Origin of the sequence: Microbacterium sp., from assembly GCF_047607465.1 — a bacterium.
Lineage (GTDB): Bacteria > Actinomycetota > Actinomycetes > Actinomycetales > Microbacteriaceae > Microbacterium.
The window spans coordinates 1-13282 of the sequence record NZ_JASGCY010000088.1; the positions used below are offsets into that span (position 1 = coordinate 1).

14 protein-coding genes are annotated in these 13282 nt (G+C 69.2%); 4 read left to right on the plus strand and 10 right to left on the minus strand.

Translation table 11 applies throughout. The features are described from left to right. Positions 1 to 70: 70 nt before the first annotated feature. From QM568_RS12645 to QM568_RS12660, 4 genes are all read right to left on the minus strand, one after another. Positions 71 to 985 (minus strand): aldose 1-epimerase family protein, encoded by a 915-nt coding sequence (locus tag QM568_RS12645; protein ID WP_415139372.1) that lies wholly within the window; start codon positions 983 to 985, stop codon positions 71 to 73. 94 nt (positions 986 to 1079) lie between these two features. Continuing rightward, the gene (gene araA / locus QM568_RS12650) at positions 1080 to 2597 is read right to left on the minus strand and encodes an L-arabinose isomerase (protein WP_415139375.1); all 1518 of its coding nucleotides are present in this window, start codon (positions 2595 to 2597) and stop codon (positions 1080 to 1082) included. Between the two features lie 11 nt (positions 2598 to 2608). Then, positions 2609 to 4189: a xylulokinase gene (locus QM568_RS12655; RefSeq protein ID WP_415139377.1), complete on the minus strand. Its 1581-nt coding sequence runs from the start codon at positions 4187 to 4189 to the stop codon at positions 2609 to 2611. Further along, on the minus strand, positions 4186 to 4905 hold the full coding sequence (locus QM568_RS12660; protein WP_415139379.1) for an L-ribulose-5-phosphate 4-epimerase: 720 nt from the start codon (positions 4903 to 4905) through the stop codon (positions 4186 to 4188). Before QM568_RS12660 ends, QM568_RS12655 begins: the two co-directional genes overlap by 4 nt. 186 nt (positions 4906 to 5091) lie before the next feature. On the opposite strand from QM568_RS12660, the gene QM568_RS12665 reads away from it, so the two are divergent. Both QM568_RS12665 and QM568_RS12670 read left to right on the plus strand, forming a co-directional pair. After that, positions 5092 to 5352, plus strand: a complete 261-nt coding sequence (locus QM568_RS12665) for a type II toxin-antitoxin system Phd/YefM family antitoxin (RefSeq protein ID WP_415139381.1) — start codon at positions 5092 to 5094, stop codon at positions 5350 to 5352. Beyond that, entirely contained in the window at positions 5349 to 5615 is a 267-nt protein-coding gene (locus QM568_RS12670; protein WP_415139383.1) for a type II toxin-antitoxin system RelE family toxin, read from the plus strand. Before QM568_RS12665 ends, QM568_RS12670 begins: the two co-directional genes overlap by 4 nt. Positions 5616 to 5664: 49 nt before the next feature. Here the strand turns inward: QM568_RS12670 and QM568_RS12675 are convergent, their stop codons facing one another. Then, positions 5665 to 6675, minus strand: coding sequence for a LacI family DNA-binding transcriptional regulator (locus QM568_RS12675; protein ID WP_415139385.1), 1011 nt, complete (start codon positions 6673 to 6675; stop codon positions 5665 to 5667). Between the two features lie 152 nt (positions 6676 to 6827). Then, complete coding sequence (locus QM568_RS12680; protein ID WP_415139387.1) at positions 6828 to 8105, minus strand: D-arabinono-1,4-lactone oxidase; 1278 nt, start codon at positions 8103 to 8105, stop codon at positions 6828 to 6830. A 65-nt stretch (positions 8106 to 8170) separates the two neighbouring features. Here QM568_RS12680 and QM568_RS12685 point away from each other — a divergent pair, with 65 nt between their 5' ends. Next, on the plus strand, positions 8171 to 8404 hold the full coding sequence (locus QM568_RS12685; protein ID WP_415139389.1) for a hypothetical protein: 234 nt from the start codon (positions 8171 to 8173) through the stop codon (positions 8402 to 8404). Beyond that, the gene (locus tag QM568_RS12690; protein WP_415139391.1) at positions 8394 to 8708 is read left to right on the plus strand and encodes a type II toxin-antitoxin system PemK/MazF family toxin; all 315 of its coding nucleotides are present in this window, start codon (positions 8394 to 8396) and stop codon (positions 8706 to 8708) included. The genes QM568_RS12685 and QM568_RS12690 overlap by 11 nt, the downstream gene beginning before the upstream one ends. Before the next feature lie 80 nt (positions 8709 to 8788). On the opposite strand, the gene QM568_RS12695 is transcribed toward QM568_RS12690, so the two are convergent. Genes QM568_RS12695 through QM568_RS12710 form a run of 4 tightly spaced genes read right to left on the minus strand, consistent with a single transcriptional unit; the run spans position 8789 to position 13261 of the window. Continuing rightward, a complete protein-coding gene (locus QM568_RS12695) occupies positions 8789 to 10057 on the minus strand; it encodes a family 1 glycosylhydrolase (RefSeq protein WP_415139393.1) in 1269 nt (422 codons plus the stop codon). 2 nt (positions 10058 to 10059) lie between these two features. Then, positions 10060 to 10953 (minus strand): carbohydrate ABC transporter permease, encoded by an 894-nt coding sequence (locus QM568_RS12700; RefSeq protein ID WP_415139395.1) that lies wholly within the window; start codon positions 10951 to 10953, stop codon positions 10060 to 10062. Then, on the minus strand, positions 10950 to 11957 hold the full coding sequence (locus QM568_RS12705; protein WP_415139397.1) for a carbohydrate ABC transporter permease: 1008 nt from the start codon (positions 11955 to 11957) through the stop codon (positions 10950 to 10952). Before QM568_RS12705 ends, QM568_RS12700 begins: the two co-directional genes overlap by 4 nt. Beyond that, positions 11954 to 13261: an extracellular solute-binding protein gene (locus QM568_RS12710; RefSeq protein ID WP_415139399.1), complete on the minus strand. Its 1308-nt coding sequence runs from the start codon at positions 13259 to 13261 to the stop codon at positions 11954 to 11956. The genes QM568_RS12705 and QM568_RS12710 overlap by 4 nt, the downstream gene beginning before the upstream one ends. Positions 13262 to 13282: the final 21 nt, after the last annotated feature.

A 13282-nucleotide genomic window follows, 5' to 3' on the forward strand; every position in this document is an offset into this window, starting at 1 on the left:
CGCAAACCTGGCTCGATTTCCGCAGGAAATACGACCAGGTTTGCGACCGGAACAGGGGGAGGGGGAAGCGTCAGAGCGCGCGGATCCTCCAGGCCGCGGAGTGCTCGGCACCGGGGGCGAGCACGACGAGGTCCGTGCCCGAGTTGAAGGCGTCGGGCGGGCACGTCATCGGCTCCACAGCCAGACCGATGCGGTGGATGCCGGCCTGCCCCGGGTTGTCGGCGGTGTGGATCTGCACCCAGGGGCACCGCTCGTCCCAGCTCAGCGCGACGCCCTGATCGCCCGAGGTCACTCGCACCTCGGCGACGCCTGCGGTGCGGTCGAGCCCGGTGAAGGCGTGGTCGATAAAGACCTCGCCGATCGGATGCGGAGCGCGGAAGTCCCACTGCGGATGCTGCGACACCGGCTCGACCGCGATCGGACTCAGCCGCTCCTCGGTGACGGTGAGCACGGCGGATGCCGGCAGCGTCAGCGTCCAGTCGTCGACCCGACCGGCGCCGGCCACGAGATACGGGTGCGGGCCGGTGCCCCAGGGTGCGGCATCCGTTCCGAGGTTGCGCGCGGTGACCGTCTGCTGCAGGCCGTTCTCGTCGAGGCGGTACTCGGTCTCGACCTCGACGCGGAACGGATAACCCGACTGCGGCTCGATGACCGCGGCCAGCACGACCCGGTCCGGGGCGACGAGGCGGTCGGAGTACTCGGCCCAGGGCAGCAGGCCGTGCAGCGCCTGACCGCGCGCGGGCTCGGTGAGCGGCAGCTGGTGCTCGACGCCGCCGAAGCTGTATCGGCCGTCGACGATGCGGTTGGGCCAGGGAGCGAGCGTGACGCCGCGATAGCCGGGACGCACCTCGTCGGCCTCGAAGGGCACCACGAGGTCGCGTCCGTCGAACCGCAGCACGCGCAGGGACGCGCCGACGCTCGCGATGACGGCCTCGTAGCCGTGCGCGGCGATCGTCAGCTGGCGTCCCGACCGGGGCTGGTTCATTCGTATCTCCCTTTCCGCCGGAGCTTTCCGGTCGCGAACCTGGTCGTATTTCCTCCGTAATTCTACCCTGTTCCGCGACCGGAACGGGGTTGAGTTACAGGCCCTGGGCGAGGCGGTAGTAGGCCTGGTTCCAGCGGACCTGCTTCTGGAACTCTGGGAGGGTGGTGGACTCGTCGATCACGAGCAACTCGACCTCTGCCATCTCTGCGAAATCGCGGAACGCGTCGATGCCCAGAGCGGTCGACATCACCGTGTGGTGCGCGGCGCCCGCGGTCAGCCAGGCGGATGCCGAGGTGGTAAAGTCGGGCGCCGGCTTCCACACCGCGCGACCCACCGGCAGCTTCGGGAGAGAAGCTCGCGGCTCGACGTTCTCGACGACATTCGCCGTGAGGCGGAAGCGGTCGCGCATGTCGCTCAGCGCGACGACGACCGCGGGGCCGGGGTCGGCCGTGAAGACCAGGCGCACCGGGTCGTCTTTGCCTCCGATGCCGAGCGGGTGGATCTCGAGCGTCGGCTTCGCCGTGGTGAGCGAGGGCGAGACCTCGAGCATGTGCGCGCCGAGGATGAGCTCGTCGCCGGGGGTCATGTCGTAGGTGTAGTCCTCCATGAGGCTCGCGCCGCCGGGGAGACCAGCGCCCATGACGTTGGCGATGCGCACGAGGACGGCGGTCTTCCAGTCGCCCTCTGCGCCGAAGCCGTAGCCCTCTGCCATGAGCCGCTGCACGGCGAGACCTGGCAGCTGCGTGAGAGCGCCGAGGTCCTCGAACGACGTCGTGAACGCGCCGAACCCGCCCTCCTCGAGGAAGGAGCGCAGGCCGAGCTCGATCGCAGCCCCGTCGCGCAGCGACTGGTGGCGCTCGCCGCCGCGCCGCAGCTCGGGGACGACCTCGTAGAGCTCCTCGTACTCGGCGACGAGGGCGTCGATATCCGACGAGGATGCTGCGGCGACGGCATCCGCCAGCTCGTTCACGCCCCACGTGTTCACCTGCACGCCGAAGCGCAGCTCGGCCTCGGTCTTGTCGCCCTCGGTGACGGCGACGAAGCGCATGTTGTCGCCGAAGCGGGCGAGCTTCAGCGCACGGGAGGCGGCGAGGCCAGCGGCCGCACGCTGCCACACGCCGAGCTCCCGTTGCACGCGAGGGTCGGAGGCGTGACCGACGATGGTCTTGCGCGGCACTCCGAGGCGCGTCTGGATGTACCCGAACTCGCGGTCTCCGTGCGCGGCCTGATTGAGGTTCATGAAGTCGAAGTCGATGTCGGCCCAGGGCAGCTCGACGTTCGCCTGCGTGTGCAGATGAGCGAGCGGCTTCTGCAGGGCGTCGAGACCTGCGATCCACATCTTCGCCGGGCTGAAGGTGTGCATCCACGCGACGAGTCCGATCACGCGGTCGTCGGCGTTCGCCTCGAGCGCGGTGCGCTTGATCGCGGCAGAGTCGGTGAGCACCGGCTTCCACACGATCTTCACGGGAACGTCACCTGCTTCATCGAGCAGGCGCGCGATCTCCTGCGACTGCTCGGCGACCTGCGCAAGCGTCTCAGGACCGTACAGGTGCTGGCTGCCGGTGAGGAACCAGACCTCGTATTGGTCGAGGGAGGTGGTGAGCTTCGGCATGGGTGTGTCCTTCAGAGTGCGGTGGTGGCGGCGGCCTCGATGGCCAGGCCCGCGCGGTAGCGGTCGAGATAAGCGGTGAATCCGGCGACGTCCGCCGGGTCAGGGTCGGCGGTGGTGAGGGATGCCGCGGCGAAGACGCTACGTTCCAGGTACTCCCCCAGCGACTCGCTGCGGCCCAGATAGGAGGCGAGCACCGCGATGCCCCAGGCGCCGCCCTCGCTGGCGAGCTCGCCAACGGTCACCGGTGCGTCGAGTGCGCCAGCGAGGAAACGCTGCGCGACGCCAGCCGTGCGGAACATGCCGCCGTGCGCGAACATACGGTCAAGCCCGACGCCCTCATCTGTGAGCACCTGCATGCCCAGGGCCAAAGTGCCGAACACGCCATACAACTGCGCGCGCATGAAGTTCGCCAGAGTGAAGGCGCTGTCGGGGGTGCGGACGAAGAGCGGGCGCCCCTCGGCGAGGCCCGCGATGGGCTCTCCGGCGAGGTGGTTGTAGGCGATCAGGCCACCGGCATCCGCCTCTCCGGCGAGCGCCTCGGAGAAGAGCGCCTCGAAGGCAGCGTCGTCGCTCACCGGCTGCCCCGCCGCGGCCGAGAACCGGGTGAAGAGCCCGGCCCAGGCGGCGAGCTCGCTGGCGCCGTTGTTGCAGTGCACCATCGCGACGGCGTCGCCGGCGGGGGTGGTGACGAGGTCGAGCTCGTGGTGGACGCCGGCGAGCGGATGCTCCAGCACGACCATCGCGAAGATGCTGGTTCCGGCCGACACGTTGCCGGTACGAGGGGCGACCGAGTTCGTCGCGACCATGCCGGTGCCGGCGTCACCCTCTGGTGGGCACAGCGGGATGCCGGCGGGGATCGTCCCGGTGGGGTCGAGCAGCAGGGCGCCCTCGGCGGTCAGGGTGCCGGCGGCGGCGCCGGCCGGGAGCACTGCGGGGAGCAGCGAGGTCAGGGGCGCCGGAAGGCGATCGGCAGCGAGCGCGTCGTATGCCTGCAGCATCCGCTCGTCGTATCCGCCGGTGGCGGAGTCGATCGGGAACATGCCGGAGGCGTCGCCGACGCCGAGCACACGCTCACCCGTGAGCTTCCAGTGCACGTAGCCCGCGAGGGTGGTCACGAAGTCGAGCCGGGGCACGTGCGCCTCGGCGTCGACGACGGCCTGGTGCAGGTGCGCGATCGACCAGCGGAGCGGGATGTTGACCCCCAGCAGCTCGGTGAGCTCGGATGCTGCGACCTGCGTGTTCGTGTTGCGCCAGGTACGGAAGGGCACGAGCAGGTCGCCTGCCGCGTCGAAGGCGAGGTAGCCGTGCATCATGGCCGAGATCCCGATTGCGCCGAAGGTCGCGGGGCGCACGCCGTAGCGGTCGTGCGCATCGGCGGTGAGGTCGGCGAACGCCGACTGCAGTCCCTGCCAGACCTCGTCCAGGCCGTAGGTCCACAGGCCCTCCTCGAGCCGGTTCTCCCAGGAGAACGCGCCGGTGGCGAGCACCTCGGTGGCGTCGGAGCCGATCAGGCAGGCCTTGATGCGGGTCGAGCCGAACTCGATGCCCAGGCTCGTGCAGCCGGCCAGGATGTCGTCGCGCGCGGTGCTCATCGGCGGGCGTCCGCGCTCTGGCCGTACACGTTCTGGTACCGGTTGTAGAGGCTGTCGATCGCCTCCTGCGGGATCGGGATCAGCGGCCCCGCCTCGCGGGCGAGGTGCACGGTGCGAGCGACGTCCTCGACCATGACGGCGGCCTTGACCGCGTCTTTCGCGTTCACTCCGATCGTGAACGGGCCGTGGTTCTGCATGAGCACCGCACGGCTGCGGTGCCCCTGCAGGGTCTCGACGATCCCCCGGCCGATCGAGTCGTCGCCGATGATCGCGAACGGGCCGACCGGGATGGGCCCGCCGAACTCGTCCGCCATGGCGGTGATCACGCAGGGGATCTCCTCGCCGCGCGCGGCCCAGGCCACCGCGTAGTCGGAATGGGTGTGCACGACGCCGCCGACCTCTGGCATGTGGCGGTACACGTAGGCGTGCGCGGCCGTGTCGCTGGAGGGGCTGCGCTCGCTACCTGGGGTGCCGGGGATGACGTTGCCGTCGAGGTCGCAGAGGATCATGTTGTCTGCGGCGAGGTCGTCGTAGGAGACGCCAGAGGGCTTGATCACGAAGAGGTCGGCTCCTGGCACTCGGCCGGAGACGTTGCCGCCGGTCCAGACGACGAGGTTGTACCGGACCAGTTCGCCGTGCAGACGGGCGACGTCCTCTCGGACGGTCCGGATGGCGGCTTCGACCTCGGGGGTGAAGACGGGGGCTTCGTTGCTCACTGATACCTCATCGTGGGTGTCTGTCACACTACTGTGACCGGTCACAGTAGTGTGACACGAGAGCCAGGGGGACGTCAACATCGGCCGTCCTGCGATACGGCTCCATCAACATTGTGACAAAATGTCAATTATCTGCTTTTTGTACGGTCGAGTACTTATGTACGTTTTGTACGGTAGGATCGTGGCATGAACACGATCAGCCGCAGCGTCCCGTCGAAGGATCTCCGAGACAACCTGGCGGACGTCCTCGGTGGCGTCGCGTATGGCTCCGAGCGCGTCGGTGTCACCCGACACGGCAAGCTCACAGCCGTGGTCATCAGCGTCGACGACCTCGAGCTCCTGGAGCAGTTCGAGGCCGCCCGCGATGCTGCCGAGTTCGCGGCCGCGAAGGCCGCCGATGACGGTGAGCGCGTCTCGCTCGACGAACTGCGCGCGGAAGTCGCGTGACGGCTTATCAGGTCGAGTTCACAGCGGCTGCAGCCAAAGAGGTACGTAAGCTCGACGCCCAGATCCGTCGGCGTATCCTCGCCGGTATCGCGGAGCTCGAGCGTGAGCCACGTCCCCATGGCGTCCGCAAGCTCGCCGGCTACGAGAACGCCTGGCGCCTTCGCGTCGGCGACTATCGGGTGCTGTACGAGATCTCCGACGAGAAGGTTCTCGTGACTGTCGTCCGGGTCGCTCATCGCCGCGACGTCTACGGCGACCTCTAGATGTTCTTCCCCGCATCGCGGCGGGCTCGGAGCGGTCAGCGACGGGCGGTCAGCGAGGCGCGGCGACCGAGTCCCGCGGGACGAGCTCGGGGGCGACGGGGACGAGATCGGATGCCGCGGCATCCGCACCACCGACGAGGGCGACGACGGCCCTCCGTGCCAGTTCGTCGAAGTCCTGCCGGATGGTGGTGAGCCTCGGCCAGTAGTACGCCGAGTCGGGGACGTCGTCGAAGCCGATGACGCTGATGTCGCCTGGCGCCGAGAGGCCGGCCTCGTGGAGTCCGCCGAGCAGGCCGAGCGCCATCTGGTCGTTGGCCGCGAACACGGCGGTGACCCCCGCGGCGCGCACGGCACCGACCGCCGCATGGCCGGATGCCGCCGACCAGTCCCCCTCGATCACCGGCCCCGCAGGCAGCCCTCGGGCAGCGAGCTCTGCGGCGAAGCCGTCGGCGCGGGACTCGGCCTCGAGCCAGTCCGCAGGACCAGCGAGATGCGCGATGCGGGTGTGCCCGGCATCCGCCAGCGCCGCCACCGCCAGGCGCCCTCCGGCGACCTGATCGACCGAGAGTCCCCGCGAACCGCGGCCCGCGGAGTGCAGGGTGACGATCGGCACGTCGACCCGCAGCGCGTCGAGCACCTCCAAGGTGCGCGCGTGCGGGGCGACGACGACGATGCCCTCCACGCCTTGCGCGATGAGGTGTGAGGCCCCCGAGACGACCGCCTGTGCGTTGCCCGCCTCGGCGAAGGCCGCGCTGACCCAGTAACCGGCCGCTCGCGCCGAGGCCTCGATCGCGGCGATGGAGCGCGAAGGGCCGTACTGCAGCGCATCGGAGGCGAGCACCCCGATCGTGCGCGAGCGCCGTGTGCCGAGCGCCCGCGCCGCATTGTTCATCCGGTACCCGAGCTCGTCCATGGCCCTGAGCACGCGCTCGCGCGTCAGGGCGGCGACCTCCGGGTGGTCGTTGAGCACGCGCGACACGGTCTGCCGCGACACCCCCGCCCGCGCCGCGACGTCGCGCACGCCGACCGCGCGCGGGGAGGGTGCAGTCGAGTCGGTCACGCCGACGAGTGTATGCCAGCCGGGACGGTGCCCCGCGCCCCGGCACCGCGGCACCGCTGCCGAGGTGGCAGAACATCGCACCGGGACGCGGCGGAACCCGGCGTTCCTGCCACCCGCGCCCGCAAGCCGCAGGGGCTCAGGGGCTCAGGGGCTCAGAGCCCGAGCCGCTCCAGGTACGGGTTCACGAACCGGCGCTCGGGGTCGTACGTCGCGGCGAGCGCGGCGAAGTCGTCCCAGCGCGGATAGCGCGAGCGCACTTCCGCCCCGTCGAGGGTGAACACCTTGCCCCAGTGCGGGCGGGCGGATGCCGGCAGCGCCTGCTCGATCTCGGGCAGCAGCGCACGCACCGCGGCCTCGTCGGGCTTCCACGTGAAGTGCAGGCCGACGGCATCCGTCCCGGACGAGGAGCTCAGCCACAGATCGTCGGCGCGCACGGTGCGGATCTCGTTCACCAGCAGCAGCGGGGCGATGCGGTCGGCGAGAGAGCGCACGGCCTCGACGGCCGCCACCGCGTCGACTCGGGGAACCAGGTACTCGCTCTGGATCTCGGCGCCGGCCGACGGCGTGAACTCGAGCTTGAAGTGCGGGAGCCGCTGATACCAGGGGCCCGCGACGCCCTCCTGCTCGGTGCAGGCTTCGGGGTCGACGCCGAGGATCGGATGCCGTTTCCCCTCCGCGGCCGTCGCGCCGAGGGACGCGACGAGGTCCTCGCGCGCGGAGCGGCGCTCCGCGGCATCCGCCCTCGTCTGCGGCACCCGCTGCTTGATCCAGATCTGATCGGCGACGTCGGTCCGCTGCCACGTCGAGAACACGCTGACGCTCGTGCCCGCCCCGGTCACCGCGTCGAGATCGGCGAGGATCGCGGCCCAGGACGGATGCTCCAGCACATGCTGGGCGACCTGATAGCTGGGCTCGACGTCGAGCGTGAGGTCGACGACCGCGCCGAGGGCGCCGAGCGATACGACAGCACCGGCGAAGCCCTCATCGCCGCGGGCGAGGGATACGGTCTCGCCGGCGGCGGTCATCAGCGTGATCGCGCGCACGGCGCTCGCGAGCGAGCCGATGCCGTCGCCCGAGCCGTGGGTGCCCGTGGCCACAGCGCCTGCGACCGAGATGTGCGGCAGCGAGGCGAGGTTCGCCAGCGCGAGGCCCTGTTCCTCCAGCAGCGGGGCGATGTCTCCGTAGCGGAGCCCGCCCGACACGCGCACCGCATCGCGCTCCGGCGACACCTCGAAGATCTGCGGCATCCGATCGAGCGCGATCAGCGACCCCGTGGTGTCGGCGATGTCGTTGAAGCAGTGCCGCGAGCCCAGCATCCGCACGGGTCCTCCACGGCCGAACAGGGCGCGAAGATCCTCGACCGATTCGGGGTGCGGGGCAGCGGATGCCCGATAGACGAGGTTGCCCGCCCAGTTGCGCTCGATGGTCATGGCGTCAGCGTAGCGGCCGCGTCTCAGCGGGTTCGGCGTCTTACCTTTTGTGAGACACTGACGTCATGGCTACGACAATCACCTTCCGGCCGGACGAGGACGCGCGCCTGGCCCTTGATGAGCTCACCGCCGACGGTACGCCGGTGTCTGTTGCGGTTCGTCAAGCCGTGATCGAAGCCGCTGCCCGTCGCGGGAAAGCTCGGCTCCGCACTGAAGCAGCGGCACTCGCGGCAGACGAAGACGACCGGGCCGAGGCCGCACGAGTGCTCCGCGATATGGACTTGCTGCGTGCGTGGTGACGTCTATCGGCTGCGTGCCCCGCGCGGGGTGACGGGCCACGAGCAGCGGGGGCCCCGCTATGCGGTTGTCGTGCAGTCGGACCACCTTGATCTGCTGTCGACCTGGGTGGTTGCCCCCACGTCGACCTCGGCACGGTCGGCGACCTTTCGCCCGGTTGTCAATGTCAACGGGACCCCGACGCGCGTGCTCGTGGAACAGACTGCGGCCGTCGATCCCCGTCGGCTCGGCGACAAGGTGGGGCACCTGGGCTTCGACGAGCTTCGAGCAGTCGATGCCGCGCTGCGCCTCGTCCTGGCGCTCTGAGCGGACCGCGGCTGCACCGTCACGAATCCGCAGCGCGAAGGCCCAGTGGACCGGGCGGGGCTCGATCGAAGCCCGCCCTGTCACACGCGAACTCTGCGCGGAGCGTTCGCCTCGGCATCCGTCGCCTGCGCCAGGAATCGGTCGGCCACAGGATTGCGGCGCCGGCCGAGCCCCGCAGGCGATTCGACCAGGTCGAACAGGCCCATGGTGAGCAGCGACTTCTCGCGGGGTGTCTCTGCATGACGGTAGGTCCACTCGTACATGTCGAACAGCGGCCACCAGGTGTAGCCGACGATGTCCACACCCTGATCCCGCAGTTCGCGGACGCACGCGACCGAGTCGTCGAGCCAGGCCATGCGCACTTCGGGCGAGTCCGTCACGCAGGTCTCACTGAGCATGACCGGCGCGCCGTAGCGCTCCGCGTAGGTGCGCAGCAGCTCCGCCATCCCGGCGACGCCGTCATCCTGCGTCGGCCACGGATCGATGAAGCCGCCCGCGTGGACCACGCCTTCCTCCATCAGCTGGGTGGAGTGACGGGGGTAATAGTTGACGCCCATGACGTCAGGGCGCACCGCGTTGTCCTGGAACCAGGCGAGGCGCGCATCCGATACACCGTTCCTCGCCAGGCTGGCGGCAAGAGGATGCCCGCCTCCCACGCCTCCTGTCACCAGATCCTCGACGAGGAAGGACTGCGCGCGCTGCAGCGCGACGAGCTCGCGGTGACCGCCTGCGACATCACCGGCGAAGCGAGCGGTGGCATCGACGTGCACGAAGGTCGCCCGCGCGCCCAGCACCCCGGCGACGGCCCGCTGGGCGCGCACGAATCCGTCGGCGAGAGCGACGGCGACGGTGTTGTAGCCCGCTTCCCCTGTGAGCTTCGGCGGCCAGTATCCGATGTCTCCGCAGAAGCGCGCGTGGATCATCGGCTCGTTGACCGGCGTGTAGTCGGTGGCGATCGCGGCATAGCGCTCGGCGGCTCTCGCTGCGAACTCCTCGAAGTACAGCGGAAAGTCGGGATGGGCGAACTCGCCCTCGATCCACAGCGGCGTGCCGTAGTGCAGCAGGTCCACGATCGGGCGCACGCCCAGCTCGGCGAACCGGTCCATGACGCAGTCCACCCACATCCAGTCCCATTCGCCCTTGCCGGGGTTGACCCGGTGCCAGGGGATGCCCCACCGCACGAACTCCGCGCCCACGTCGGCTGCAAGCCCCAGGTCTTCGCGCCAGTGCTGGTAGTGCTCGGTGAGCTCGTACTCGTCGAGCGCGCGCTCTCCTGGCCCTGATTGCGGGATGAACGTGTCTTCGATTCCGAGGCCGAAATGCAGCCTCCCGTCGGTGTACCAGGTCATGGTCAGCCTTTCATTCCAGTCATGGCGACGCCCTCGACGAAGCGGCGCTGCACCACGAGGTAGAGGATCACCAGCGGCAGGACGGCGATCAGCGCGCCCGCCATCATCACGCCGTACGGCGCCGTCGCCGTGGCAGAGCCGGTGACCAGAGCGAGTCCAGCGGTCAGCGGCCGCACTTCCGAGTCGCTCGTCATGATCAACGGCCAGAGCAGGTCGTTCCAGTTGCCGACGAAGTTGAACAGAGCCATCGTCAGCAACGCCGGCTTCGTGTTCGGCAGGATGACCGACCAGAAGATGCGGAACTCGCCGGCACCGTCGATGCGCGCCGCCGAATCCAGGTCGCGCGGCAGCGTGATCATGAACTGCCGCAGCAGGAAGATGCCGGCGACATCCGCGGCACGCGGCACGACGAGGCCGAGGAACGTGTTGACCCAACCGAGCGACGAGGCGATCTGGAAGATAGGCAGCAGCAGCGCCTGGAAGGGGATCATCATGGTCGCGATCAGGATCGCCAGCAGCACTCCGCGCCCCCGGAAATCCATGCGGGCCAGCGCATAGGCCGCCAGCGTGTTCAGCGCCAGGGAGAGCACCGTGACGGTGCCGGCGAAGACCACGGAGTTCCAGGACTGCTGCAGTACAGGAAGCCGCTCGAGGAGCCCTGCGAAATTGTCGAGGGTGAGCCTGGAGGGGATCAGGCGCGGCGGCCAGTGGTTCACCTCCTGCTGCGGCGAGAAGGCGGCGAGCGAAATCACCACCACGGGGAAGGCCGTCACGAAGACGAGGGCCGCGAGCCCGAGGAGCACGAGGATGCGCTCGGCGAGGGGAGCTCTGGTGGCGCCGGCGCGCAGTCGCCGAACGGATGCTCCCACGGTCGTCAGTGCAGCGGTGGCGGTCATTCGAGCTCCTCCTCGTGCCGGGCGTTGATGCGCAGCTGGATCAGACCGAGCACGAGCGTGATGGCCAGGAGCACGTAGGAGAGCGCCGAGGCGAAGCCCAGTTTGAAGTCGCGGAAGCCGTCGGTGTAGATGCGGTAGACGAGGGTCTCCGTCGCGTGATCCGGCCCGCCCTGCGTCATGATGTAGATCTGGTCGAACGCCTGGAAGGCCCCGATCAGCGCGAGGATCACGACGAAGGTCATGGTGCTGCCAAGCCCTGGCAGCGTCACCGCGAAGAACGTCCGCCAGCGCCCTGCGCCGTCCAGGCGAGCGGCCTCGTACAGGTGCCGGGGCACGCCTTGGAGACCTGCGAGGAAGATCACCATGAAATAGCCGAAGTTCTTCCACACCGCCACCGCCGTGACAGCGGGGAGGGCGGTGGCGGCATCGCCGAACAGGTTGCCGATGTCGATGCCGACGAGGCTCAGCCAGTAGGTGACGAGCCCGAGGTCAGGGTCGAGCAGGAAGCTCCAGGCGATCGAGGCGACCGCCATCGAGATGACGAACGGGAGGAAGATCGCGGTGCGGAAGAATCCTCGCCACGGGATGTCGTCGCGGTTCAGCAGCAGCGCGGCCGCGAGGCCGACCACGATGACGCCCGGCGCATACATCACCGCGTAGAGCATCGTGTTCAGCAGCGCCCGCAGCACTCTCGGCGAGGTCAGGGCTTCGCTGTAGTTGTCGATGCCCACCCAGGCCGGGTCGCCGAATCCGGAGGCATCGGTGAAGGACGTGATGAGCGCCTGTACGGCGGGGACTGCGACGAACGCCACGAGGACGAGCAGAGCAGGGCCGACGAAGAGCAGAGCCGTCGCGGCGCGGCGGTTGTCGGCGCGGCGGAGCGCCGGGCGGCGCCCGCCGAGGGGAGCCGGGGGTCGGTACGGATGCCGGCTCGGAGAGGTCGTGGTCATGAGGTCCTCCTGGTCGTGCGGGCCGGCGTCGCCGCCGGCCCGCACGATGCTCACTGGAACGGGGTGACGATCTCTTTGAGCTTCTCGTCCGTCGCGGTAAGCAGCGAGGCGATGTCGCCTCCTGTGCCCGAGTCCACGTTCACCGACAGCGTGTCCAGTTCGGCGTTGACGTCGGTGGCGCCGCCGGGGAGCGTCGCCAGTGCGATATAGGCGTCCTTGGTCTGCGGGGCCATCGCGGCGATCAGCGGGTTGTCCGCCAGCTCCTCGGCCGTGATGTCCGTCCGGTTCGGCGGGTAGTTCGCCTCCAGCGCCCAGCGCACCTGGGATTCGTGCGAGTTGAAGTAGGCGAGGAAGGCCTCTGAGCCGGCCTTGACCTTCTCATCCTTGGCGCCCAGCGCCGTGAGCCACCAGTAGTTCGCAGCAGCCGCGGTCGCGGTCTTCTCCAGGCCGGCAGGGGTTGCGAACTGCCCGACCTCGATGCCCGCCGCCTCAGCGCCGGACGCGACCCAGGGGCCGATCCACGTCATCGCGGCCTTGCCCGCGGTGAAGAGCCCGACGGCATCCGCGAGCCCGATGTTCGTCGGACCCCACCCGCCCTGGTACGCGTCGCGCCACCACTGCAGCGTCTTGACGTTCTCGGGCGAATCCAGCACGATCTCGCCGTCTTCGACGACGTCGCCGCCGCCGGACTGGAGGATCGTCGGGAGGAACGAGTTGGTCTTGTCGCCCAGCGACAGCCCGTAGATCTCCGGGGTGGCCTCGCCGTCCTTCTTCACGGTGAGGCGTTCGGCCAGCGCGAACAGTTCGTCCCAGGTCTCCGGGAAGTCGGCCTCGGTGATGCCCGCCTGCTCGAACATCGTCTTGTTGTACCAGATCGAGAAGGGCGCGTAGCCCATCGGCACCCCGTAGAGCTCGCCGTCGAATTCGGTGTAGTCCACGACGTGCTGGTCGTAGGTGTCGGTCTCGTTGGCCTCGTCGTCGTAGAAGTCCTGAAGCGAGGCGAAGGCCTTCTGCTCGATGTAGCCTGCAGCCGCATCGACACCCTGGACGACGAGATCAGGGCCGTTGCCGGACTTCAGAGCCGGCAGCAGCTTGTCGCTGATGACGTTCCAGGGGTTGACCTCGATCTCGACCTCGTAGTCGTCCTGCGACGCGTTGAAGTCGTCGGCGATGGCCTGCACGACTTTGCCGTCGGCCTCCGTGAAGCCGTGCCAGACGTTGACGACGGTCGGCTCGCCATCGCTGCCTTCCGCCCCTTCCGAGCCTTCCGAGCCGGTCCCAGAGCAGCCGGTAAGCAGGAGCGCTGCAGCCGCGGTGAACCCTGCGGCTGTACGCATCCTCCTGTGGATCGTTGACATGCTGTCCTCCTTGATAGCGAT